General features: G+C 64.6%; 25 protein-coding genes and 1 riboswitch. Of the genes, 13 read left to right on the top strand and 12 right to left on the bottom strand.

From position 1 onward, the window contains the following. Window positions 1-87 precede the first annotated feature (87 nt). Complete coding sequence (locus XF30_RS29600) at window positions 88-1,005, top strand: MBL fold metallo-hydrolase (protein ID WP_109144628.1); 918 nt, start codon at window positions 88-90, stop codon at window positions 1,003-1,005. Between the two features lie 71 nt (window positions 1,006-1,076). Here XF30_RS29600 and XF30_RS29595 read toward each other — a convergent pair whose 3' ends face one another. Both XF30_RS29595 and XF30_RS29590 read right to left on the bottom strand, forming a co-directional pair. Further along, a complete protein-coding gene (locus tag XF30_RS29595; protein ID WP_057026863.1) occupies window positions 1,077-1,931 on the bottom strand; it encodes a DUF1499 domain-containing protein in 855 nt (284 codons plus the stop codon). Window positions 1,932-2,184: 253 nt separating this feature from the next. Next, window positions 2,185-3,813 (bottom strand): fatty-acid--CoA ligase, encoded by a 1,629-nt coding sequence (locus XF30_RS29590; RefSeq protein WP_036004029.1) that lies wholly within the window; start codon window positions 3,811-3,813, stop codon window positions 2,185-2,187. A 65-nt stretch (window positions 3,814-3,878) separates the two neighbouring features. Between XF30_RS29590 and XF30_RS29585 the strand changes: the two genes are divergently transcribed. Then, entirely contained in the window at window positions 3,879-4,961 is a 1,083-nt protein-coding gene (locus XF30_RS29585) for an extensin family protein (RefSeq protein WP_109144627.1), read from the top strand. 36 nt (window positions 4,962-4,997) lie between these two features. On the opposite strand, the gene XF30_RS29580 is transcribed toward XF30_RS29585, so the two are convergent. After that, window positions 4,998-5,678: a L,D-transpeptidase gene (locus tag XF30_RS29580; RefSeq protein ID WP_036031037.1), complete on the bottom strand. Its 681-nt coding sequence runs from the start codon at window positions 5,676-5,678 to the stop codon at window positions 4,998-5,000. Window positions 5,679-6,017: 339 nt separating this feature from the next. Between XF30_RS29580 and XF30_RS29575 the strand changes: the two genes are divergently transcribed. After that, a complete protein-coding gene (locus tag XF30_RS29575; RefSeq protein ID WP_109144626.1) occupies window positions 6,018-6,995 on the top strand; it encodes a magnesium transporter CorA family protein in 978 nt (325 codons plus the stop codon). A 204-nt stretch (window positions 6,996-7,199) separates the two neighbouring features. After that, window positions 7,200-7,418 (top strand): hypothetical protein, encoded by a 219-nt coding sequence (locus XF30_RS29570; protein WP_035696491.1) that lies wholly within the window; start codon window positions 7,200-7,202, stop codon window positions 7,416-7,418. Window positions 7,419-7,631: 213 nt separating this feature from the next. Here the strand turns inward: XF30_RS29570 and XF30_RS29565 are convergent, their stop codons facing one another. Then, window positions 7,632-8,384 (bottom strand): SDR family NAD(P)-dependent oxidoreductase, encoded by a 753-nt coding sequence (locus XF30_RS29565; RefSeq protein ID WP_036004050.1) that lies wholly within the window; start codon window positions 8,382-8,384, stop codon window positions 7,632-7,634. A 26-nt stretch (window positions 8,385-8,410) separates the two neighbouring features. Further along, entirely contained in the window at window positions 8,411-9,052 is a 642-nt protein-coding gene (gene pdxH / locus XF30_RS29560) for a pyridoxamine 5'-phosphate oxidase (protein ID WP_109144625.1), read from the bottom strand. Window positions 9,053-9,165: 113 nt separating this feature from the next. Here pdxH and XF30_RS29555 point away from each other — a divergent pair, with 113 nt between their 5' ends. Together XF30_RS29555 and XF30_RS29550 are read left to right on the top strand one after the other, a co-directional pair. Continuing rightward, a complete protein-coding gene (locus tag XF30_RS29555) occupies window positions 9,166-9,573 on the top strand; it encodes an RT0821/Lpp0805 family surface protein (protein ID WP_036004044.1) in 408 nt (135 codons plus the stop codon). 166 nt (window positions 9,574-9,739) lie between these two features. Then, window positions 9,740-10,702 (top strand): DnaJ C-terminal domain-containing protein, encoded by a 963-nt coding sequence (locus XF30_RS29550; protein WP_057026860.1) that lies wholly within the window; start codon window positions 9,740-9,742, stop codon window positions 10,700-10,702. A gap of 400 nt (window positions 10,703-11,102) precedes the next feature. On the opposite strand, the gene XF30_RS29545 is transcribed toward XF30_RS29550, so the two are convergent. Together XF30_RS29545 and XF30_RS29540 are read right to left on the bottom strand one after the other, a co-directional pair. Next, a complete protein-coding gene (locus tag XF30_RS29545) occupies window positions 11,103-11,873 on the bottom strand; it encodes an anti-sigma factor family protein (protein ID WP_036004055.1) in 771 nt (256 codons plus the stop codon). A gap of 106 nt (window positions 11,874-11,979) precedes the next feature. Continuing rightward, window positions 11,980-12,468 carry an RNA polymerase sigma factor gene (locus tag XF30_RS29540; RefSeq protein ID WP_036004059.1) on the bottom strand — a complete coding sequence of 163 codons (489 nt, stop codon included), beginning with the start codon at window positions 12,466-12,468 and terminating at the stop codon, window positions 11,980-11,982. Window positions 12,469-12,640: 172 nt separating this feature from the next. Between XF30_RS29540 and fabI the strand changes: the two genes are divergently transcribed. The 4 genes from fabI (at window position 12,641) to XF30_RS29520 (ending at window position 16,596) form a co-directional block, all read left to right on the top strand. Then, entirely contained in the window at window positions 12,641-13,456 is an 816-nt protein-coding gene (fabI, locus tag XF30_RS29535) for an enoyl-ACP reductase FabI (RefSeq protein WP_018648668.1), read from the top strand. 12 nt (window positions 13,457-13,468) lie between these two features. Next, window positions 13,469-14,068: a histidine phosphatase family protein gene (locus tag XF30_RS29530; RefSeq protein ID WP_036004064.1), complete on the top strand. Its 600-nt coding sequence runs from the start codon at window positions 13,469-13,471 to the stop codon at window positions 14,066-14,068. Between the two features lie 186 nt (window positions 14,069-14,254). Continuing rightward, window positions 14,255-15,343 carry a chorismate synthase gene (aroC, locus tag XF30_RS29525; protein ID WP_036026145.1) on the top strand — a complete coding sequence of 363 codons (1,089 nt, stop codon included), beginning with the start codon at window positions 14,255-14,257 and terminating at the stop codon, window positions 15,341-15,343. A gap of 62 nt (window positions 15,344-15,405) precedes the next feature. Continuing rightward, window positions 15,406-16,596, top strand: a complete 1,191-nt coding sequence (locus XF30_RS29520; protein ID WP_109144624.1) for an adenylate/guanylate cyclase domain-containing protein — start codon at window positions 15,406-15,408, stop codon at window positions 16,594-16,596. A 42-nt stretch (window positions 16,597-16,638) separates the two neighbouring features. Here the strand turns inward: XF30_RS29520 and clpS are convergent, their stop codons facing one another. From clpS to XF30_RS29505, 3 genes are all read right to left on the bottom strand, one after another. Further along, entirely contained in the window at window positions 16,639-16,944 is a 306-nt protein-coding gene (gene clpS, locus XF30_RS29515) for an ATP-dependent Clp protease adapter ClpS (protein ID WP_036004073.1), read from the bottom strand. Window positions 16,945-17,085: 141 nt separating this feature from the next. Further along, window positions 17,086-17,469: a fluoride efflux transporter CrcB gene (crcB, locus tag XF30_RS29510; RefSeq protein ID WP_036026142.1), complete on the bottom strand. Its 384-nt coding sequence runs from the start codon at window positions 17,467-17,469 to the stop codon at window positions 17,086-17,088. A 28-nt stretch (window positions 17,470-17,497) separates the two neighbouring features. Continuing rightward, window positions 17,498-18,721, bottom strand: a complete 1,224-nt coding sequence (locus XF30_RS29505; protein ID WP_109144623.1) for an MFS transporter — start codon at window positions 18,719-18,721, stop codon at window positions 17,498-17,500. A gap of 91 nt (window positions 18,722-18,812) precedes the next feature. After that, window positions 18,813-18,889: riboswitch (Fluoride riboswitch) on the bottom strand. A gap of 261 nt (window positions 18,890-19,150) precedes the next feature. Between XF30_RS29505 and XF30_RS29500 the strand changes: the two genes are divergently transcribed. Continuing rightward, window positions 19,151-20,014 (top strand): DUF1194 domain-containing protein, encoded by an 864-nt coding sequence (locus tag XF30_RS29500; RefSeq protein ID WP_109144622.1) that lies wholly within the window; start codon window positions 19,151-19,153, stop codon window positions 20,012-20,014. A gap of 195 nt (window positions 20,015-20,209) precedes the next feature. Then, window positions 20,210-20,845 carry a hypothetical protein gene (locus XF30_RS29495; RefSeq protein ID WP_109144621.1) on the top strand — a complete coding sequence of 212 codons (636 nt, stop codon included), beginning with the start codon at window positions 20,210-20,212 and terminating at the stop codon, window positions 20,843-20,845. Between the two features lie 4 nt (window positions 20,846-20,849). Here the strand turns inward: XF30_RS29495 and XF30_RS29490 are convergent, their stop codons facing one another. Next, window positions 20,850-21,689, bottom strand: coding sequence for a nucleotidyltransferase domain-containing protein (locus XF30_RS29490; protein ID WP_109144620.1), 840 nt, complete (start codon window positions 21,687-21,689; stop codon window positions 20,850-20,852). A 111-nt stretch (window positions 21,690-21,800) separates the two neighbouring features. Here XF30_RS29490 and XF30_RS29485 point away from each other — a divergent pair, with 111 nt between their 5' ends. Beyond that, window positions 21,801-22,400, top strand: a complete 600-nt coding sequence (locus XF30_RS29485) for a hypothetical protein (protein ID WP_109144619.1) — start codon at window positions 21,801-21,803, stop codon at window positions 22,398-22,400. Here XF30_RS29485 and XF30_RS29480 read toward each other — a convergent pair. Next, window positions 22,397-23,476 carry an Acg family FMN-binding oxidoreductase gene (locus XF30_RS29480; RefSeq protein ID WP_192893284.1) on the bottom strand — a complete coding sequence of 360 codons (1,080 nt, stop codon included), beginning with the start codon at window positions 23,474-23,476 and terminating at the stop codon, window positions 22,397-22,399. The two genes, XF30_RS29485 and XF30_RS29480, sit on opposite strands and share 4 nt — an antisense overlap. Between the last annotated feature and the right edge of the window lie 25 nt (window positions 23,477-23,501).

Here is a 23,501-nt window from a genome sequence, read left to right as displayed (position 1 = left end):
ACTTCGCTTTTGTCACTGGCGCTGCGGCGTACTGGATACCCCGCCTTCGCGGGGTATGACGGCAGAGAGTGTGGCACAGGAAGTCCCATGTCCGACAACGACGACGTCCCGTTCAACCGCAACTTTCCGCTGAAGCCCGGCATCGTCGAGGAGGTCCGCCCCGGCGTGCGGCGCGTGCTCTGCAACAATCCGAGCCCGTTCACCTTCACGGGCACGGTCAGCTACATCGTCGGCAAGGGCAATGTCGCGATCATCGATCCCGGTCCAGACGATGCGGCGCATGCGGCGGCGCTGCTCGATGCCGTGCGCGGCGAGACCGTGACGCACATCTTAGTCACCCACACCCATCGCGACCATTCGCCGAACACCGCGCGGATCAAGCAGGCGACGGCTGCGCCGGTCTATGCCGAAGGCCCGCATCGCGCCTCGCGGCCGCGATTCGAGAGCGAGAAGCACAATCCGGAATCCGGCGCCGACCGCGATTTTGCCCCGGACGTCAATCTCGCGCACGGCGACGTCGTGGAAGGTGACGGCTGGCGGCTCGAAGCCGTCGCGACGCCCGGCCACACGGCCAACCATCTGGCATTCGCCTGGCCGGAGCGGAAGTTCAACTTCGTCGGCGATCACGTGATGGGCTGGTCGACCTCGATCGTGGCGCCGCCGGACGGCTCGATGATCGACTACATGGATTCGCTCGACCGGCTCGCCACCCGCGAGGAGGATCTCTATTTCTCGGGCCATGGCCCCGAGATCCCCGAGGGCCAGCGCTTCGTGCGCTTCCTGATCCGCCACCGCAAGGCACGCGAGGCCTCGATCCTGCACCGCCTCGCCAAGGGCGAGACCGACATCCCGACCATGGTCCGCGCGATCTATATCGGTATCGATCCGCGCCTGACGACAGCTGCCGGCTATTCCGTGCTGGCGCATTTGGAAGATCTGGTCGCCCGCGGCGTGGTGGCGACGGATGGCGATCCCGTGATCGGCGGGACCTATCGGATGGCCTAGGGGGCGAATAGCGAATGGGGAATAGCGAATGGGCGGCTCCATTCGCTATTCGCTACTCCCCATTCGCCAAGTCACTTCTTCACCGTCTTCGCCGGCGCCTTGGGCGGCGTCACCGGCGTCTTCTTCACCGGCTTGAGTGCATCGGCATCGGCGGCGGTGTTGAGGTCGTCGATGAACGCCTTGACGCGTGCGGCATTGCTGCCGAGATCGCTGTCGAAATTGCGCGACGCAGAGCGGATATCGACGCGGGAATCATCGCCATCCGGCACGACCCTGATCGAAACGTCCTCGCGGAAACCCATGATCGGCGTGCGCGCCACCGCCTCGATGCGGCCGATGCGGCGCGGCGGCTGCGGTGCGCGCTCGTCGATCACGATCCATTTGCGCTTGTGGACGAGCTGAAGCGCGATCGCATAGGCGCGGTCGGCCGAGATCTCGAGCTCGACGGGCTCGATCTCGGGATAGAAATGGCGCTGCTGCTCCGCCGAATAGAGGCCGGCATAGACCGCGGTGTTGGTGCCCTCGCCGGTGCGCAGGCGCGCCAGCGCATCGAAGCGCGGCGGATCAATCGGATTGGTGGTGATGTCGTAGATCGACGGCAGCTTGCGATATTGAAAGGCCAGATAGGCGGGATAGGCGAGGATCGCCCCGTCGATCAGGAAGGCGAGCAGGATGCGCGCCATGCCGCGCGAGCCGTTCTGCCAGATTGCGGCAAAGCCGGCGAGCCCGAACAGGATCGAGAGGCCGGCGATCGCGAGCCCGCCGATGAACGTCGCCAGCGCCGGCTTGGGCTCCAGGAAATCGAAACGGACGACGATGATCGACACCACCACCGCCAGAACCGCGAACACGGCCAGATTGCGCGCCCAGCTCGCGAGGCTGGACACGGGCTCCGACTGGTAGGGAGCGGAAAACCTGCGGGCCATCGGGTGAGCTCTGCCGGGGTTGGCGATGCCGGCCGATCTGGCGCGACGATGCGCCGTTGAGACCACGGCGCGGGAGCAAATTCAAGAGTTCCGACTACGCCCAAGCCGTGATGCTCGGGCTTGTCCCGGGCATCCACGTTCTCCGCACCGCGGGGCAAGGCGTGGATGGCCGGGACAAGCCCGGCCATGACGTCGTGGAGGCTTCAACAAGTCGGACGCGGACGCCCCTCCAAGGAGGAGCGCACCTAGCCCGTCACGCCGCCGCGTTCGGGAACCGGTAATCCTTAAACTGGTCGCGCAGCGCCGTCTTCAGGATCTTGCCGGTGGCGGTGTGCGGAATGCCGTCGACGAAAGCGACGTCGTCGGGCATCCACCATTTGGCGATCTTGCCCTCCATGAACTTCAGGATGTCCTCGCGCGTGGCCTGCTGGCCCTGCTTGAGCTGCACGATCAGCAGCGGCCGCTCGTCCCATTTCGGGTGGAACACGCCGATCACGGCGGCTTCCGCCACGGCGGGGTGGCCCACCGCGAGGTTTTCGAGGTCGATCGAGGAGATCCACTCGCCGCCGGACTTGATCACATCCTTGGAGCGGTCGGTGATCCGCATATAGCCGTCCTCGTCGATGGTCGAGACGTCGCCGGTGTCGAAGAAGCCGTCCTCGTCGAGGATGTTGCTATCGACACGGTAATAGGCCTTGGCGACGGCGGGCCCGGAGACCTTGAGGCGGCCAAAGGTCTTGCCGTCCCAGGGCAGCTCCTTGCCGGCATCGTCGGTGATCTTCATCTGCACGGCGAACGGCGCATAACCCTGCATCTGCAGCACGTCGAGCCTGGCATCGCCGGTCGCATTCTGGAACGGCGGCTTCAGCGCCGCGACGGTTCCGATCGGGCTCATCTCGGTCATGCCCCAGGCGTGGCGGACGTTCGAACCCATGTCGAGGAAGGCCTTGATCATCGAGCGCGGCATCGCCGAGCCGCCGCAGATCACCATCTTCAGATCCGGCAGTTTGAGATTGTTGGCCGTCATGTGCTGGAGCAGCATCAGCCACACCGTCGGCACGCCGGCGGTGTGCGTCACCTTCTCGGTCGAGAGCAGTTCGTAGACCGAGGCGCCGTCGAGCTTGGCGCCCGGCATCACCAGCTTGGTGCCCTGCGAGGGCGCGGAGAAGGCGATGCCCCAGCTGTTGGCATGGAACAGCGGAACCACCGGCAGCATTGTCTCGGACGCACTGGTGCCGAGCGCGTCGACGTTGTTGGCCATCAGCGCGTGCAGCACGTTGGAGCGATGCGAATACAGCACACCCTTGGGATCGCCGGTCGTGCCGGAGGTGTAGCACATCGCCGCCGCCGTGTTCTCGTCAAAGTCCTTCCATTTGAATTTGCCGTCGGCCTGCGCAATCCAGTCCTCGTAGGCGACCGCGTTCTTCAGCGTGGTCTCCGGCATGTGAGCCTTGTCGGTGAGCACGATGTAGCGCTCCACGCTGGGCAACTTGTCCGCGATCTTCTCCAGGATCGGAATGAAGGTGAGATCGGTCATCACGACGCGATCCTGCGCATGATTGATGATCCAGGCGATCTGTTCGGGGAAAAGGCGGGGATTGACGGTATGGCAGATGGCGCCGATCCCCATGATGCCGTACCAGACCTCCAGATGGCGCCAGGTGTTCCAGGCGATCGTTGCGACGCGATCGCCGAGCTTGATGCCGTCGCGCTCCAGCATCTGCGAGACCTTGAGCGCGCGCTTGTGGATCTCGGCGTAGTTGGTGCGATGGATCGGTCCCTCGACCGAGCGTGTGACCACCTCCTGCTTGCCATGAATCCTGGCGGCGTGTTCGATGATCCGGTGGCAGAGCAGGGGCCAATCTTGCATCAAACCAAGCATTCCGACGTTCCTCCGAGAAGTCGCTGGGCGCGTTATCGCTCTCAGCGTTGGGCCAAAGAATTGCCATGAGTTTTAGCCTGCCGGACTTTCGTCGCAAATGGTCTTGTCGCGGCTATATGTCCGCCGGGGCGGCAATGGTTACCGCTGCGGCGGGGCTGTTGCTGATCGCCGAAAGGGCAGAGGCGCGGAAATATCATGCGCCGCTCGATATCTTCAACCTTGGAGCACCGAAGCCCCGCGCAACCGTTCGCGCCGCCAGGATTCCGCTGCCGAAACCGCGTCCCGAGGAGGCCCCCAAAGCGTCGGATGAGGGGGCGGCGCAGGCAGACGGCAAGCCGTCCCCCGACAAGCCAGGTGCGGACAAGCCCGCCGAGGCCGCGCCGCCGCCCGAGAAGCAGGCCTCGGCCTGCCGGCTGGCGCTGACCGAGGAGATCGCGATCGCGCCGTCCATTCCGGATATCCGCGGTCCCGGTGCCTGCGGCGGCGAGGATCTGGTGCGGCTGGAGGCCATCGTGCTGCCGGACAAGCGCAAGGTGACGGTCAAGCCGGCGGCGATCCTCCGCTGCACCATGGCGTCCGCGCTCGCCGATTGGGTGCGCAAGGACATGACGCCGCTGGCGACCAGCCTCGGCTCCGCCGTCAGCGAGCTCGACAATTTCGACAGCTTCGAGTGCCGCGGCCGCAACCGCGTGGCCGGCGCGATGCTGTCCGAGCATGGCAAGGCCAATGCCATCGACATCCGCGGCATCAAGCTCGCCAATGGGCAGTCGATCGGCCTGACCGACCGCACCACCTCGCGCGAGGTGCGCGAGCGCGTGCTGCACTCGGTCTGCACTCGCTTTTCCACCGTGCTCGGCCCGGGCTCGGACTGGTACCACGAGGACCACATCCATCTCGATCTCGTGCAACGGCGCAACGATTACCGGATTTGCCAGTGGAACGTGTGGGATCCGCTGCCTCAGGTCGCACCGCTGCTGCCGGCGGAGCGTCCCGAGGAGGCACCGCCGCGCGAGGTCGCGGCCAAGCCCGAGGCAAAGGAGGGCGCCGACGGCGGTGAGACGGAAAAGCCTGCTGCACCTACGGACAAGCCGGCGGCGGATGGCAACAAAGCCCGATCGCACCAGCCGGCAACAAAAAAGCGCCGGTGAAACCGGCGCCTTTGAAAAGCCTCGGGCAAGGCCTGCTTAGTAGGGTGAGCTGGAACCACCCTGGAGCGCGAGGCGCGGCTTGTAGGGCGAATCGCCGTGCTTGGGCTCGAGCACCACGACGAGGGTGCCGAGCTTGACGCGATCATAGAGATCGATCGCGTCCTCGTTGGTCAGGCGGATGCAGCCTGACGAGATCGAGGCGCCGATATATTCCGGCTGGTTGGTGCCGTGGATGCGGAACAGCGTGTCCTTGCCCCCAGAATGGAGGTACAGCGCGCGGGAGCCCATCGGATTGTCCGGTCCGGGTGCGACATAGGTCGGCACGCCGAGGCGCGAGATTTCGCCGGGGGTGGGGTGCCAGGCCGGCCACTCGGTCTTGCTGGCCACCTTGGCGATGCCCGACCAGGCCATGGCCTCTTCGCCGACAGTGATGCCGTAGCGGATCGCTTTGCCGCCCTCCAGCACGTAATAGAGGTAATGGTTGTCGGAATCGACCACGATCGAGCCCGGCGCTTCCTTGCGGTGGAATTCGACAATGGCGCGGCGGAACGGTTCTGCGACCGCGGTATTCTCGTATTTCACCTTGGCAAGGAGTTCTTTGTCCTTGGGCTTGAACGCCTTGGTGTCCGTCGCCTCGTAACGCGTCGTGGCCTGCATGCAGCCCGACAGCATCAGGCCAGCGGCCAAAATCCCAAACATAATTTTCAGCGACGACATGGTTTGGTTCCAATCAAAACAATACCGTGCGGAAGGGACCTGAGCGTAGCGCCCAAGTTCCTCGACTCCGTTAAGCCCATTATGGTTGAAATCTGCCACAATTCCAGCGCCGAAGCCGGTTTCCAGGGCTGTAAGACCGCGCCTGTGGCTTTTCTGCCGCAAATTTGGGGGTGTCGTGCGGGTTTTTTTGGTAAGACGCGCCAGACTGTTCCTCCGGCGCCACAGTTGAGCCCTAGGGCCGCCGCAGATGCAAACGCTCCGTTAATGTTGTTGTCATCGTGAACCTGTCAGAATCGCGCTAAGGGCTGTCGTTCTGTCGCAGGATCTCTGGAGTTTTTGATGTTTTCGGTGTTCGTTCCCTCCGAGACCTCCCTCAAGAAGGCGGTTGTCGAGGATCTCACAGCGCTGCCGGAGAACGCAGTCTGGATCGACCTCGTCAACCCCTCGGCTGCCGAGGACAAGGCGGTCGAGCGGCTGGCGGGCATCGCCATCCCGACCCGGGAAGACATGCAGGAGATCGAGATCTCCAGTCGCCTCTATATGGAGAACGGCGCGCGCTACATGACCGCGACGCTGATGTGCCACTCCGATACCGACATGCCCCGGACCACGGCGGTGACCTTCATCCTCGGCGACCACCGCCTGGTGACGGTCCGCTACGACCTGCCCAAGCCCTTTGCGCTGGTCGAGGCCAAGCTCGCCCGCTCCTGCACGCCCTCGATCACCGGCGAGATGGTGCTGATGGAGCTCCTGGACGCCGTGATCGACCGCTGCGCCGACATTCTGGAGCGCTGCGGCGCCGAGATCGACCAGGTCTCCCACGAGATATTCGAGCCGGAGAGCGAGCGCCACGGCCACGCCAAGCGATATTCCCAGATCCTGATCTCGATCGGCCGCAAGGGCGACTTGACCTCGAAGGTTCGCGAGAGCCTGGTGTCGATCGGCCGCGTCGTGACGTTCCTGTCCGCCGTGGTCGAGGGCGTGAAGTGGTCGAAGGACATGCGCGAGCAGCTCAAGACCATGCAGCGCGACGTCGCCTCGCTGACCGATCACGCCTCCTATCTCTCCAGCAAGATCACCTTCGTGCTCGACGCCATGCTCGGCGTCGTCAATCTCGAGCAGAACAACATCATCAAGCTGTTTTCGGTCATGGCCGTTGTCCTGATGCCGCCGACCCTGATCGCCTCGATCTACGGCATGAACTTCAAGGTGATGCCGGAACTCGAATGGGTGCACGGTTACCCGATGGCGCTGGTGATGATGCTGATCGCCGCCATCGTCCCCTACTGGATCTTCAAGTGGAAGAAGTGGCTGTAGGATCGTGCGCGAGCAAAGATACCTACCGAGACCTTACGCCGCTCGCATAGACACGATGAATCGTGTCGCAGAATCGATCGGGATTGCGGCGACGCGGTGACGCGTGTGTCATGCCGCAATTCCTCCGGTAAAATTTGAGCGGTGGGCTGAACGTTTGCGCGAAACTTGTCTGCGATAAGCAGGGCGTAGCCGCGAGGAACAGCCATGGTTGAGAAACACATAACGTCGCCCCGCAACGTCATCGATCTGGCGAACTACCGTCAGGTTCTGGCGAGCGGCAAGGCGCCGTCGATGTCGGCACGCATGTGCCGGCACTGTGGTGCTCCGCTGCTCGATGGTGAGAACGACGACGACTGCTCGACTGCATTCAGCACGGCCGCTCCGCGGCCGCGCGAGCGCTCACGTCGGATTCGACTCGATTGAGGAACGGAAGGTAAGGGCGATCCAGGTCTTGCGGCGGCGTTGTCTGGATCGCCTTGCTTCCCTGAGCGGCCATTTCCACTTCCGTCATTGCGAGGAGCCACCCGGTCCCGCCTCCGGCGGGCCGGATGACAGGCTCCGCGACGAAGCAATCCAGACTGTCTTTGCGGAGGCAGTCTGGATTGCTTCGCTTTCGCTCGCAATGACAGTGCCCGCCTACACGTGCTGGCCGCCGTTGATGTGGATCTCGGCGCCGTTGACGTAGGAGCTGGTGTCCGTGCACAGCACGTAGATGATCTTTGCCACTTCGTCGGGCGTGCCGAGGCGGTGCATCGGGATCTGCTGCTCGACGATCTTCTCGGTGCCCGGCGACAGGATCGAGGTGTCGATCTCGCCCGGGGCGATCGCGTTGACGCGGACGCCGATGCGGCCGAAGTCGGAGGCCATCTCGCGTGTCAGCGCTGCGAGCGCGGCCTTCGAGGTGGCGTAGGCCGCGCCTGCGAAGGGGTGCACGCGCGAGCCCGCGATCGAGGTGACGTTCACGACCGACCCCTTGGCGGCCTTCAATTCCTCAATCAGCCCCCGCGCCATCATGATCGGCGCGAAAAAGTTGACATGGAAGACGTGGGTCCAGGTATCGAGGTCGGTGTCGACCGAGCCCAACCGCGAGCCGCCGGCGCCCTTCGGCGAGATCGCGGCGTTGTTGACCAGCGCATGCAGCGTGCCGCCCTCGAGCCGGTTGCGGATCTCCGAGATCGCGCGCGCGGTGTCCTTGGGATCGCCGAGGTCGACCTGGATGTGGTCCTCCGGCCCTGCGTCCCAGGGGCAGTCCTCCGGGAAAGGATGCCGCGAGCAGGTGATGACGCGCCAGCCCGCCGAGGAGAAACGGATCACGGTGGCGTGGCCGATGCCGCGGCTGGCTCCGGTCAGGAGCAGCGTACGGCGCGGCGCATTGGACGAATGCGGCATGGACATCTTTCAGGTCGGCCCAAAGCTTACGGATACATTCGCGTCTTGGACCACGGTTGGCCGGCCGCGTCACGGCGAAATTCAATGCGGTCGTGCAGGCGGAACGGGCGGTCGTGCCAGAACTCGATCCGCACCGGCGTGATGCGCCAGCCGCTCCAGCCCGGCGGCCGCGGCACTTCGCCGATGACGTATTTGGCCGCGACCTTGGCGATGGCCTGCTCGAACGCGAAGCGGCTCTCCAGCTCTTGCGATTGCTTGCTCGCCCAGGCGCCGATCTGGGCCTGCTTCGGTCGCGTCGCGAAATAGGCGTCGGCCTCCGCGTCGGTCACCGGCGTCACGTTGCCGCGGATGCGCACCTGACGGCGCAACGACTTCCAGTGAAAAAGTAACGCTGCCTTAGGATTTGCGGCGAGTTCGCGGCCCTTCTGGCTGGCGATGTGGCTGTAGAAGACGAAACCCTCGGTATCGAAGCCCTTCATCAGCACCATGCGCACATTAGGCAGCCCGTCGGGATCGACCGTTGCGAGCGCCATGGCGTTCGGATCGTTCGGCTCGCTCTTGACCGCTTCGTTCAGCCAGGCCTCGAACAACGCAAATGGCTCGTCGGCGGCGGTGAAATCACCGGATGTTAAGGGTGTCTGGTGTTTCATCGAGGTCGTGTCGGTCATGTCCGGAGTCCGAGTTGCGTCCCGCGGCCCAAAACGCGTTGTTGTCCGCTACCGCCCTATATAGGGCATGGGGACGCGTTGGCCTATCGGCGATCCGGCCGTCCGGCTTCGTCATGACGATGATTCTGATCGGGCTTGGTGCCGGCGGCTGCAGCTTTTCCCGCAACGACGGCAGCGCCTATGCCAAGGCCGAGGACAGCGACCTCACCGGCTCGATCGCGCGGCCGGCGAAGGACGCTCCCCCGACCGAGACCGATCTCGCCTTCACCCGCAACGCCGCCTCTGACGTCCTCAGCAAGGGCGACAAGGATTCCAGCCAGCATTGGGAGAATCCGGAGACAGGGGCGCGCGGCTCGGTGACGCCCATCGCCCAGTCCTATGCCGCCGAGGACGGGCGCAAATGCCGCGACTTCCTGGCGAGCTACGTCAACGGCAATACCGAAAGCTGGCTCCAGGGCGCCGGCTGCCAAAGCGGTCGTGGCCGTTGGGAGATTCATACGCTAAAGCCGTGGCGGAGCTGAGCATGATCCGGAAACGTGGGAACCGGTTTTCCGATCAGACCATGCTCCAAAGATAGAGCTTCAGCTCGCGTTCCTAGTTGCAAAAATGCCACTCTCTTCCCACATCACCCGCAGGTGGGGCGGGGAGCCCTTTGAACAATTCGATTTCTTGAAGGAGACGTGACGAATGCGCGACCCCTATGAGGTCTTGGGGGTGCCGCGGAGCGCCAGCGCTGCCGCGATCAAAAGCGCCTATCGCAAGCTGGCCAAGAAGCACCATCCTGACAGCAACAAGGGTGATCCGAAGGCTGCCGAACGCTTCGCCGAGATCAACTCGGCCAACGAGATCCTCGGCGACGAGGACAAGCGCAAGCAGTTTGACCGGGGCGAGATCGACGCCGAGGGCAAGCCGCGCTTCCAGGGTTTTCCGGGCGGCGGCGGTCCTCGCGGCCGCGCGGGCCCTGGCGGGTTCGAAAGCTATACGTTCCGAAGCGGCGGTGCGGGCGGCCCGGGCGGCGGTGCGTTCGAGGACATCCTCAACAGCATGTTCGGCGGCGGGATGCGCGGCGCACGGCCCGGAGCCGGCGGCGGCGCCCAGTTCGAGTTCGACACTGGCGGCATCGGGCTCGATCTCGACGTCAACGTCGCCATGAGCGTCTCGCTGGAAGAGGCGGTCAAGGGCGGCGAGAAGCGTGTGCGGCTGCCGACTGGCAAGGAGCTCAACGTCAAGATTCCGGCCGGGGTCACCGAGGGCCAGCAAATCAGGCTGCGGGGGCAGGGAGAAAGTGCGCAGGGCCATCCGCCCGGCGATCTCCTGATCACCATCAACATTGCACCGCACCCGTTCTTCAAGGTCGAGGGCGCAGACCTCAGGATCGACCTGCCGGTCACGCTCTACGAGGCGGTGCTCGGCGGCAAGGTCCGCGTGCCGACCCTCGGCAATGCCGTGGAGCTCTCGGTCCCCAAGAACACGTCCAGCGGCCGGACCTTCCGCCTCAAGGGCAAGGGCCTGCCGAAAGCCGGCGGAACTGGGGATCTCTTCGTCATCATCAGGATTATGCTACCGGACGGGAACGACGCCGAGCTTGAAGCATTGATGGAGAAGTGGCGGGACCAACACCCCTACAATCCACGTAGCGGTGTCGGCTAAAGCATGTCCGGAAAAGTGTGGAGCGGTTTTCCGGAAAGATCATGCGCAAACAAAGAGCTAAAGCGCGAGCCATCGCGCTTTAGGGCGAGAGCGAACTGAAGGGGTTCTCCTAAAGGACCACGGCATCGTCCTGGAGATGATGCCCATCATACGCCTGAGGCGTGGTAGCGCTTCATGGTCTCGACGTGTCGGCTGTCCGGCGGGGCAGCCGATAAAAAGGTGCGGCCTCGAGAGGGGGACCAGCGCGGTACCAAAAACCCCAATCGAGGCCGCCCGCGTCGATCGGCGGATCGAACGCCACTCATAATCGCGTGAGCACCCGGTGCGATAATGAGACGTGTCGATGTCCTGATTCCAAATTTTCGATGACGGAATCTGGGCACTGGCCTTGCGCGGTTGTCTAGGTGCCGTTTTTCTCTGCTTGGTCGTAGACGGCCTGCGCCACCTTGGTCAGCCGCTCGCGATCGCTGCTGCCGCTGACGACGTAGCCGACGCCGCGCTCGGACCAGAACAACGCGCCGTCCTTGTCCGTCTTGGCGTAGCGCATTTGCGTTGCACCATTCTCGGTCTTGGCGCTGTAGATGGTGTACCGTTCGCCCGAGGCGCCCTCGTACATCAGGAACGACGCCGGACCGTTCGGTCCCGGCAGAAGCCGGCCGCCGACCAGCTTCAGCCCGCTCGCCTCCAGGTTCGGCGCGAACACGGTCCAGCCGCAGCGCCGGGTCAGCCAGGCCTGCAAGTGATCGCGCTCGTTGCCGCCGACCTCAACGGGGTGGCGGACCTCGACGACATAGAGGCGGTGGGCGTCGAGTGCGTCCGCCGTAAAGCTCCGGAAGGTCGAGGGCGCGTTGGCGGCGCCATGCGCCACCCAGCCGGCGGTGCCGCCGGCGACGAAGGCGACCAGCACGGCCGCGGCGGCGCCATAAAACCATTGCCGCGGGCGGCGCTCCAGCCTCTCGAGCTCGAGCCGTGCGGGCACCCGTTCATGGGCAATCGAATCGTAACGCGCGTGCAGCATCTCGGCCATGGTCCGCCAGGACTGCACCCGCTCGGCGTCCTCGGGGTGGGCGGCAAGAAAGGCCTCGACGTCGGCGCGTCGCTCGGCCGGCAACTCGCCGTCGACATAGGCGTGCAGTTCGTCCTCGGTTACTGGAATCTTGCGGTCGTTCATATCGGTCGTCTCTGGCTCTGCGGCCCAAAATGCCTTCTGCGAGTTAGCTTCGCGCAGCTCACTATCCGGCTGCGGGCGGAGATCGTTCGATGCATCGACCCGGCCATCATTTCACCCGCCTGAGCGCCGTACGCTCGCCCTCCAGCGAGGCTTTGACGTGGGCTCTTGCGCGCGCCAGGCGCGACATCACGGTGCCGATCGGCACGCCCTGGATGTCGGCAACCTCGCGGTAGCTCATGCCTTCCAGCATCACCAGCAGCAGCACCGAACGCTGCTCCTCGACGAGAGTAGCCAGTGCCTTCTCGATGTCGCGTCCTTCGGCCTCGGTCCCGCTGGCATCGGGGTTGTTATCCGTCAGCGGCATGAATTGCGGTCGCCTTGCCAGCGAGCGCCGCCGGTTCTTGTTGAGGTTGGTCAGGATCGTATAGAGCCAGCTCCTGACGTCGCCTCCGAGAAACAGCCGCTCCGAACGCAGCGCGCGTACCAACGTATCCTGGACCAGATCGTCGGCCGCATCCGCATCGCGTGTGAGCGCGCGGGCGTAGCGGCGCAACGCCGGGATCATGGCTTCCACACTCTGGCGAAACGCACTCATTGCGGTCCTGACATCCCTGGCGTTCGGCGCGCGCCTATAGCGATCATAACACCCAAGCGGAACGGCTATTCCGGCACTCGAAACAGCGTTAATGCTGCGGATTAGGGCTGTACCGCAGGGGAGGGCTGGTGTACCTCCAGACCTCAACGAGAGTTCGACGGGACGTGCAAAAATGGCGCAGAATTCGGGTCTGATGCAAGGAAAGCGCGGGGTCATCCTCGGCGTCGCCAACAACCGCTCGATCGCCTGGGGAATCGCCAAGGCATGCCACGCCGCGGGCGCCGAGCTCGCCTTCACCTATCAGGGCGATGCGCTGAAGAAGCGCGTCGAGCCGCTCGCCGCCGAGATCGGCGGCCTCGTGCTTGGCCATTGCGACGTCACCGATGCCGCAACCATCGATGCCGTCTTCGCGGTGCTGAAGGAGAAATGGGGCAAGATCGACTTCCTGGTGCATGCGATCGCCTATGGCGAGCAACTCGACGGCCGCTACGTCGACACCACGCAGGAGAATTTTTCGAAGTCGATGCTGATCTCCTGCTATTCGTTCACGGCGGTGGCGCAGCGCGCCGAGAAGCTGATGACGGATGGCGGCTCGCTGATCACGCTCTCCTATTACGGCGCCGAGAAGTGGATGCCGCACTACAACGTGATGGGCGTGGCCAAGGCGGCGCTGGAAGCAAGCGTGCGCTATCTCGCTGCCGATCTCGGCGAGAAGAACATCCGCGTCAACGCGATCTCGGCAGGTCCCATCAAGACGCTGGCGGCGTCCGGCATCGGCGACTTCCGCTATATCCTGAAGTGGAACGAGACCAACGCGCCGATGCGGCGCAACGTGTCCACCGAAGACGTCGGCGGCAGCGCGCTGTATTTCCTTTCCGACCTATCGCGCGGCGTCACCGGCGAGGTGCACCACGTCGATTCCGGCTATCACGTGCTCGGCATGAAGCGGCCGGATGCGCCTGATATCTCGCTTGGCGGGAAGGACTAGCCTCTAACTGAAATGCCCAAGCCTACGATCTACTATCTTCGCCACGGCGAGACCGAGTGGAATGCGCTCGGCAGGCTTCAGGGCACCAGGGACATTCCGCTGAACGCGCGCGGCTGCAGCCAGGCCGTGCAGGCCGGCGGCATTCTCGCCGAGCTGTTCAAGCGCGACGGGCGCGACAAGGCCGCGCTGGCTTACGTGTCGAGCCCGCTCGGCCGTGCGCGCCAGACCATGGAGCTCGCGCGCGGCAAGCTCGAATTGCCGCCTGCCGATTACGCGCTCGACGATCGTCTGCGCGAGATCGGCTACGGCACCTGGGAGGGGCTGACGCTGGCCGAGAGTGAGGCGAGGGATCCGGACATCTATGCAAGGCGCCTCGCCGACAAATGGACCGTGGGGCCTGCGGGCGGGGAGACCTACGCCGACGTGCAGGTCCGCGTGCGCACCTGGTACGACCAGCTCCTGTCCGACACCGTCGCAGTGGCCCATGGCGGGACCTGCCGAGCCCTGATGGTGGCCTTGGGCCTCGAGACGCCCGCCAGCGCCGCCGAGCTCTATATCGAGCAGGGCGCCGTCTACGTGTTCCGCGACGGGCGGTTGGAGAAGTTTAGTTAGCCCGGAGCGCTGCCTCGCCCCCGCCGTCATGCCCGGGCTTGTCCCGGGCATCCACGGACTTTCGTGGTCGCAGCCACCAAGAACGTGGATGGCCGGGACAAGCCCGGCCATGACGGCTTCGCCGATATTTGACCCCTATTTCAGGGCGAGTTAAGTCAGCATTGACTTACGAACCCGCGAGCAGCGATGTCCTTCAACACTTTCGGCCACATGTTCCGCGTCACAACCTTCGGCGAGAGTCATGGGGTGGCGATCGGCTGCGTGGTTGACGGCTGCCCGCCGATGATCCCGCTCACCGAGGCCGACATCCAGCGGGATCTCGACCGGCGCCGTCCCGGCCAGTCGCGCTTCACCACCCAGCGCCAGGAGCCGGACCAGGTGAAGATCCTGTCCGGCGTGATGGCCCATCCCGAGACCGGCGCTCAGGTGACGACGGGCACGCCAATCGGCCTTCTGATCGAGAACACCGACCAGCGCTCGAAGGATTATTCCGAGATCAAGGACAAGTTTCGTCCCGGTCATGCCGACTTCACCTATGAGGCGAAGTACGGCCTGCGCGATTATCGCGGCGGCGGGCGCTCCTCGGCGCGCGAGACCGCGATGCGCGTTGCCGCAGGCGCCATCGCGCGGAAAGTGCTGCCGGATGTGAAGGTGCGAGGCGCCCTGGTGCAGATCGGCCCGCACAAGATCGACCGCGACAAGTGGGACTGGGACGAGGTCGCCAAGAATCCCTTCTTCTGTCCCGACAAGGACAAGGCCGCGTTCTTCGAGACCTATCTCGATGGCATCCGCAAAAGCGGCTCCTCGATCGGCGCCGTGATCGAGGTCGTCGCCGAGGGCGTGCCGGCAGGTCTCGGCGCGCCGATCTACGCCAAGCTCGATTCCGATCTGGCGGGCGCGATGATGACCATCAACGCGGTGAAGGGCGTCGAGATCGGCGCCGGTTTTGGTGCGGCAGAACTGACGGGCGAACAGAACGCCGACGAGATGCGCTCCGGCAATGACGGCACGCGCTTCCTCTCCAACCACGCCGGCGGCGTGCTGGGCGGTATCTCCACCGGGCAGCCCGTGGTGGTACGTTTCGCGGTGAAGCCGACCTCGTCGATCCTGCAGCCGCGTCTCACCGTCGATCGGCAAGGCACCGAGACCGAGATCTTCACCAAGGGCCGCCACGATCCCTGCGTCGGCATCCGCGCCGTCCCCGTCGGCGAGGCCATGATGGCCTGCGTGCTGGCCGATCACTTCCTGCGCGATCGCGGACAGGTCGGGCGTTGAACTCGCGGTTCTAGTCCACCGCGCAGCTTGACGGCCCTGCAACTTCGTCCGCAAATGCGGCCATGAACAGCTCCGAGCTTCAGCGCATCTCCAACTGGCTGATCGACGGCACTTGGGCGGCTCAGGAGTCGGCCGTAGGGATTGCCGATTTCTGTGAACGTCTGGTCGCGGCCGGCCTGCCGCTGTGGCGGTTCGGCATCTTCATCCGCACGCTGCATCCCGAAGTCTTCGGCCGCAACTTCATCTGGCGGCAGGGCGAGGGAGTTGAAATCGGCAGCGTCGATTTTGAGATCCTGGACACGCCCCAATTCGCCCACAGCCCGCTTCGCGTGGTTTTCGAGCAGGGCATCGAGGTCAGGGGCCGCGCAGGCGACCCCGACAGCAAGCGATTTCCGTTCCTCGAGGACATGCACGCCGAAGGCGCGACCGATTATATCGCGGTGCCGGTGCCTTTTCTCGACGGCTCCATTCACGCGACGAGCTGGATCACGCGGCAGCCCGGCGGCTTCAGCGACGACGACATCGCAGCCATCCGAGCTCTCATAGCGCCGCTCGCACGCATCAGCGAGATCATCACTATGCGCCGCACCGCCGAGATGCTGCTCGACACCTATGTCGGCAATCGCGCCGGCGCGCGCATCCTCGGCGGCCAGATCCGCCGCGGTCACAACGACACCATGCAGGCGGCGATCTGGCTGTCGGACCTGCGCGGCTTCACCGCGCTGTCGGACCGGCTGCCGCCCGAGACGGTTGTCCAGATCCTCAATCATTATTTCGACTGCCAGGTCACGGCGATCCGAGACCATGGCGGCGAGGTGCTGAAGTTCATGGGCGACGGCCTGCTCGCCGTGTTCCCGATCGACGAATATGTCGGCGATGCCGCTCATGTCTGCGCGCAGGTGCTGGAGGCGGCGCGCGACTCGCGCGCCAGCGTCGAGGCGCTCGCCTTTCCGGTGGGCGACGCCGTCGAGCGCTTCCGCTTCGGCGTCGCGCTGCATGTCGGCAACATCCTGTACGGCAATATCGGCGGCGGCAATCGCCTCGACTTCACCTGCATCGGCCCGGCGGTCAATCTCGCGGCAAGGCTGGAGAAGATCACGGGGCGCCTGGGGCGGACCGTCGTCGCCTCGGAAGGTTTTGCCAATGTCTGCCGCCATGATTGGCACCAGCTCGGCGAGTTTCCGATCGCAGGATTTTCCAAGGCGCAGCGCGTCTACGGGCTGGCGGAGGAGACGACGGTGGTGATGGCGTGATATGCACTGAGCTGAAGGACATTCATCGTCGCAGGATGAAGCCTATTCCTCCGGCTCCGTCGTGAACAATAGCGGATAGCCCTTGGCGCGGCCGGCGTCGGTGGCGCGCGTTGCCTTGGTTTCGGCGACGTCCTTGGTGAATACGGCCACCACGCAGGCGCCCAGCTTGTGCGCGGTGATCATCACCTTGTAGGCCTGATCCTCGGTCATGCGGAATTCGGCCTTCAGCACCATGGTGACGAATTCACGCGGCGTGTAGTCGTCGTTGATCAGGATGACCTTGTGGAGCTTCGGCCGCTCGACCTTGGTCCTGGTCCTGGTTTTCGGTTTGGTGACGGTGTCGTTCATCGTGTCCCGAAACGCCCTGGCTCGAATGAGCCACCAGCCAACACATCATACCGCAGGAGCGGGGAGCGCTCCAAGATATGCGGCCGCTCGCCACTATGCCGTCGCGGCTGGGCAGGAATGCACGACTTGCGCCTGCGCGAGTTACGGAAGTGCGCGAACGAGCTGTAATGCGGCGATCAGAGCGCCCACCGACAGCACGACCGACGCAATCATGTAGGCGGCAGATGCCCATGTCTGGCCGCGCTCGATCAGATACCAGGCATCCAGCGAGAACGTCGAGAACGTCGTGTATCCGCCACAAACTCCGACCGTCAGAAACATCCGCGCGGCCTGCGGCAGGTTCCATTTGGTCGCGAACAGCGCGGTGAAAATGCCGATCAGGAACGATCCGGTGACGTTGACGATCAGCGTGCCCCACGGAAAATCCGTACCGAACGCGCGGCCCGACCCGATCGCAACGAGATAGCGTATGACCGCGCCGAGCGCTCCGCCGCCGGCAACGGCGAGGATGTATTGAATGTTCAATGTCTCGTTCCCCACTTCGCCATTTGCTTCACTTGCCCTCGGTGGCCAGACCTTTGCCGACGGCGAGCAGCCCCACCAGCGAAACCAGCGCGAATCCAAGCCCGGCAAGAAACGTTCCCGCCGGTCCATAGGCGTCCCACAGCGCACCCGCGATCACGCTCGCAGCCAGCAAGGCAAGCCCGGTGAACAGGTTGAAATAGCCGAAGGCGGTGCCGCGCAGGCTTGGCGGGGCGGCATCGGCGACCATGGCCGAGAGCAGGCCCTGCGTCAGTCCCATATGGAGTCCCCACAGCACGACTCCGAGCGCGAGGCCCGCAAGGCTCGGGAGCAGCGCCAGCGCGAGGTCGGCCGCGGCGAGGAAGACCAGGCCGAGCGCGAGCAGGCCGGTCCGGTTGATCCGGTCCGACAGCACGCCGGCCGGATAGGCCGACAGTGCATAGGCGACGTTCATCAGCACCAGTACAGCCGGCACCCACATCACGTCGAGCCCGATGTTCTGTGCGCGCAAGATTAGGAAGGCCTCGCTGAAGCGCGCGAGCGTGAACACGACGCCCACGGCGACGACGCGCCAATAGACCGCTCCGAGCTGGCGCATTGCGGCGAGATTGAGCGGATTTTCCGCACGTTTCCGGCTCGGATCGGGCTCCGGCTCCTTCACCGCGAACGCGATCAGCCCGAAGGACAGGAAGGCCGGCAGCACCGCCACCCAGAACACGAGGGTAAAATTGTCGGCCGTCCACCACATCAGGCCGATGGCCACGAGCGGCCCGACGAAGGCGCCGATCGTGTCGAGCGATTGCCGCAGGCCAAAGCTCGCGCCGCGCAGGCCGACCGGGGCGATATCGGCGATCAGCGCATCGCGCGGCGCGCCGCGAATGCCCTTGCCGACTCGATCGATGAAGCGCGCCGCTACCAGCCATCCGACGCTGGGCGCGAGCGGGAACAGCGGCTTGGTGAAGGCGGCCAGCCCATAGCCGAGCGCGGCGAGCAGTTTGCGGCGGCCGAGCCAGTCCGACAGCGCACCGGAGAAGATCTTGGTGATCGAGGCGGTCGCCTCGGCAATGCCCTCGATGAAGCCGACGGTGAGGGTGGAGGCGCCGAGCACGGTGACGAGATAGACCGGCAGCAGCGCGTGGATCATCTCGGAGGAGATGTCCATGAACATCGAGACAAAGCCGAGCACCCAGATCCCTCTGGGCAGCGTGGTACGTACGGCATTCGGTGTCGTCACGTCTTCGTCGTCCCCTCGCATTCGCCTGCCGGCCGCCAGCAGGCAACAAAAAACCCGCCATCGGCGGGTGTGTCCATGCTCCCGCCAAAGGCAGAGGCCCAAGATTGCCTCTCCTCGAGCAGGAGTCATCAGCCCATGAGGTCATCGACCGCCGGGCGGTTGTCGGGGGACTCCATCCCCATCTGTGCGACCAACCTAGCATGGAAATCGTGCCGGACAAGTGGGCGGGGTCGCGTGCCTCCGCCGGCAGCTGGATTCCGGGCCCTCGCTTCGCGAGTCCCGGAACGACGGCTCTTGAGATCGCCCCTGTTCCCGACGCAAGCGCGGCAACATGGCGGCAGACTTGCGTAACGTGTGAATTCCTAACTCGAATGTGAAGCACAAGCGATCTTCGGCCTTTGCGGCAAGCCGATTGCATGTCACCATCGCGTCATACGACGGGAGACTGCGATGCGTTTGCTGTTCTCGATCGGGGCTGTGCTGGTGGCCGGCATGTTCGCCGGAGGGGACGTCGCGGGCATCGCGGCACCAGGACCCAAATTCGAATCGCCCAGAACTCAACCGCAGCGGCTTGCGGCCGACAAGGACGCGCAGAGCGTCGATGTCGAGCTGATCCTCGCGGTCGACGTGTCCTACTCGATGGACATGGACGAGCTCGCGATCCAGCGCGAGGGCTATGCACAGGCGATCCAGTCGAAGGAGTTCCTGCAGGCGCTGAAGCTCGGCCCGAACGGCCGCATCGCAGTGACCTATTTCGAGTGGGCCGCCTCCAGCGACCAGAAGATCATCATTCCCTGGCGGCTGATCGATGGTCCGGAGACGGCGGACGCGGTTGCCGCCGAGATCATGAAGACGCCGATCCGGCGCGCTTCGCGCACCTCGATTTCAGGCGCGATCAACTTCGCGATGCCGCTGTTCGACGAGGATCCCTATCGCGGCCTGCGCCGTGTCATCGACATTTCCGGCGACGGTCCGAACAACAATGGCGGCCCGGTCACGATGGCGCGTGACGCCGCGCTGGAGAAAGGCATCGTCATCAACGGCCTGCCGATCATGGTCAAGGAGCCGTCCTATTCGACCATGGATATCGACAATCTCGATCTTTATTACGAGGACTGCGTCATCGGAGGGCCGGGGTCCTTCGTCATCACGATCAAGGAGCGCGACAAGTTCAAGGAAGCGATCCGCACCAAGCTGCTGATGGAAGTCGCCGGCCGCACCCCGGAGCGGCCCGTGATGCCGGTTGCCGACAAGGAGCCGCGCGTCAATTGCCTCATCGGCGAGAAGATCTGGTCCGATCGCTGGGGGCGGTGAGGGGGCGGTTTTTTCCGGCGGCATCACGCCCGCCAGTTCCGGCTGAGACCTTTTGCCCGCCCAGCCAACGCGCGCGCTTAACGGCTCGTTAACGGGTGCGTGGCCCTAATCGCATCGTTACTGTTCGTTCCCGCCGGCATCCTGACCTGCCCAAGCGTGCGAAAGCGGGTTTGTCAGGCCCGTCCGAGCAATCCAATGGCCATCGTCACATCGAGCACCAGCCAGATTTCGCCCGCCAACGAGCGGCTGTACCGGCAGAGCGCTCTGCTCGGTGAGTGGAAGGGCAATTGGGTCGGCAACAACCAGCCCGTCGGCTTCAAGGTCGTCAACATCCGCGGGGCCCGGGCGCAGGTCGAGTACACCTACAACGGACGCACCGAGCGCGGCTTCGGCGAGGTTCAGGGCACGCTCATCACCTTCGGCGGGGTTACGGTCGGCACCAAGGACGGCAAGAACATGGTGATGCTGTTCTCGTTCGGGGGCGTCGGCAAGCAGACCGCAAATCTGCAAAAGCAGGACCCGCCGGCGTCCGACAGCCGCCTGATGGGAAGCTGGGGCGGCTATTCCAGCGAGAACGGCAAGAGCGCGAGCTTCAAGGTGCTGTCGGTCAATGGCAAGGAGGCCGAGGTCAGCGTCACCACCGACGGCGTCACCCGCAAGGGCACCGGCTTCGTCTACAAGAACGTCATCATGTTCGGACAGACGCAGATCGCGACCGACGACGGGCAGAACGGCAAGATCATCTACCAGGTCGGCACCAAATCCTTCATGGTGCCGGTGACAAAATATCCGCCGGCGGATTCGTCGTCTTCGGTCGACAAGACCGCATAACCCTTTACGGCGCTGTTCCGCCGGGGTGAGCCAGCGCCTTCAATTCTCGGTCGACCTGCCGCAGCATTGCGCAGGCCTGCGCGAAACCGCCATCAGCGACAAGTCGCCAGATTTCGTCGGCCTGCTCCACCAGGTGTGGAATCGTCAGCGGCAGGCCGGCTGCCTCCTGCAGCGCCCCCTTCTCGTTGATCAGATAGCGCTCGTTCAGCGCGAACAGTACCTGCGCGACGCAGGCGAGCGACCTGTAGAGGCATCCCGCGACATGGGTCCTTTCGTTGCGTGCGGCCGCGAGCTCGGCATTTTCGATGCTGAACAGGACTTCCCATTGGAAGCGCCGGATCAGGGCGCTGCGCAGAGCTTCCGGATAGGGAAGTGCGATCGACTTGAATCGGGCAATCAGGCCGGTCGGATCGTGCAGCGGCTGACAATATGCGATCTCGCCCATCCAGATCGCCGAGCAGAAGCCATGTGGATGGCCGGGTTGGTAGTCCATGGTGACCACGCCGGCGCCGCAGGATTCCATGCCGGCCTCGACCGCGTCGGCGTCGCGATAGAGCAGGTCGACCTTGCAGCCTCCCACCGAAAGCCAGGCGCCGCCGACGATCCAGGGCCCCCATTCTCCGACGGGCGTCACCGTCGTGGCGGCGGGATCGTCCGCGATCGTCTTCGCGGCGGCCAGCAACCGTCCGATGTCCAGCGCTGACTTGAAATAGAGTCCGATATCGTAGTCCGAGGCCGCATGCGCGCGGCCCCGCGCGCGAGAGCCGCCGAGTACGACAGCTTGAACGCCAGGTACATCGGCAACAACGGATGTCAGGCGGGTGAGCAGCGGATCGTCCGGCATCAGGTGCGGTTCCCCGAAAGAACTGCGGCCGCGAGGGCCGGCGCGGTCACTCCGCTGGCATTGATGATGGTCGAGGAGTATAGTTTTAAGGGCTTTTAGACGGTAGCCAGAATGTTCGACCTTGCACGCTCATGCGCTCTTGCAGCTCTCGCCGTGTTCTGCCTCGGCGGAGCGCCGGTTCACGCGCAAGTGGCGCCGCTGCGATATTGGATTCCCGGCGGGCCTTTCGGCCTTGGCGGCGCTGCCGGCCTGAGCTCCGACAGCTATGGCAACTTTGCGGGCTTCAACGCCGGAGAGGCCGATTGGCGTACGAGCTCTGCGAACGGCTTCGTCATCGGTCGCGAACGCGGAAATCTCGGATTGAGCGGCTTCAACCAGGCGGGCTCGCTCGGCAATTTCAGCGCGCTCTCTTATGACAGCACGCAATTTGGCTATCAGATGAAGACCGCCGGCGGCATGCCCGTCACCTTCTTTGCCGGCTTCGACACGCTGAAATACGGCAACGGCATCGGCAGCTCATTGGCGCCGCTCACCTCCAGCGCCGGGCCCGGTTATGGCGGGTTTGCGGGTGTCGAATTCAAGCCGACCTCAAATCTCAGCCTGTCGTTCGGTGTCGGCTACGCCCAGCAGGATTCGGGCCGCATGGACAGCGACATCAGATCGAACATGCTGCCCGGCGAATCGCCGGCGCTGAGCGGCCTTCGGCGCTAGGGTCGCATCACCAGCTCCGGCGGACGCCGCAGCGATTGCGGCAGGCTTGGGCCGGTGCCGAAGCGCATCACGATGTCGGGGCGTCGTTCGCCGAGGCCGAGCCGGGTCGCGAATTGCTGCCTCAGTGCTGCGACCTCGACCGGCTGGTTGACGAAGGAATATTTCAGTCCCAGTGCGGTCGCCTGCAAGCCGAAGCGCTGGCAGGCGCGGCCGACCGCGATCCAGTGCGAGGTGTCGCTGCGATCGGCAGCAAGCACGACGACACCGGCCGAGCTGTCGAGCTGCTCGCGATATTTCTTGTTTTCTCCGCTTTCGGTGAAGAACAGCTTCAGAAGCGGCCGGGCTATCCAGGACGGCAGCGCAGGATTTCCCGATGCGGGCGCGAACAACCCGTCCATGGTCGCGACCGCCTCTGCCTCGTTGAAGCGGATCCAGTCGACGAGCTCGCGCATGAAGGCCTTGTCGCGCATCTGCGCCGAATTGCCTTCGAGCACATAGTCGGCGACCTCAGCCATTCCGGCACGCTCGGTGATCAGGATCGCAGCGACGCCGGGTTGCCGGCAGGCGTTCTCGAGCTGGCGCAGGATCTCGGGCGCGGCAGGCTTGCCGGCGAAGGCCGCGCGGGTGCATTGCCTGACGGGAATTGCATCGGCCAGGGCCGATGCGGCAGGAGCGGCCTCGTCGAGCGTGATCACGATGCGATCGCCGTCGACGACCGGATCGGCGCGCCAGCCCAGCGTGGCCGCGGCGAGGATGAGGTTTTCGGCGGCACAGCCGAGACTGACGAAGAGATGATGATCGTCCGGATCGACGGCCGGACAGCGCCGCGCGACGTCAGGCGCAATCGTGATGACATTGCCGCGGACGGCGAAGATCCACGGCTGGGTGTTGTGGCTGTTGGCCGCAAGCGTCGCAAACCGGACGAGCTCGCGATCCCTGGGCGCTGCTCGCAGCGGAGCCCGTGACGAGCTGACGGCCTCGTCATAGGTCATCGCCGCCAGCGCGGCGGAAGGGCTGCCGATCGCTGCCGCAGAAAGCCCGAGCGCGGTCGTGATGAATTGTCGCCGGTTGGCCACGGACTTCCGCTCCACACCCCATGAT

Source organism: Bradyrhizobium sp. SUTN9-2 (assembly GCF_003122645.1).
Taxonomy (GTDB): Bacteria; Pseudomonadota; Alphaproteobacteria; order Rhizobiales; family Xanthobacteraceae; genus Bradyrhizobium; species Bradyrhizobium yuanmingense.
The sequence above is the reverse complement of the archived record's forward strand: the minus strand, read 5'-3'. Positions and strand labels throughout refer to the sequence as shown.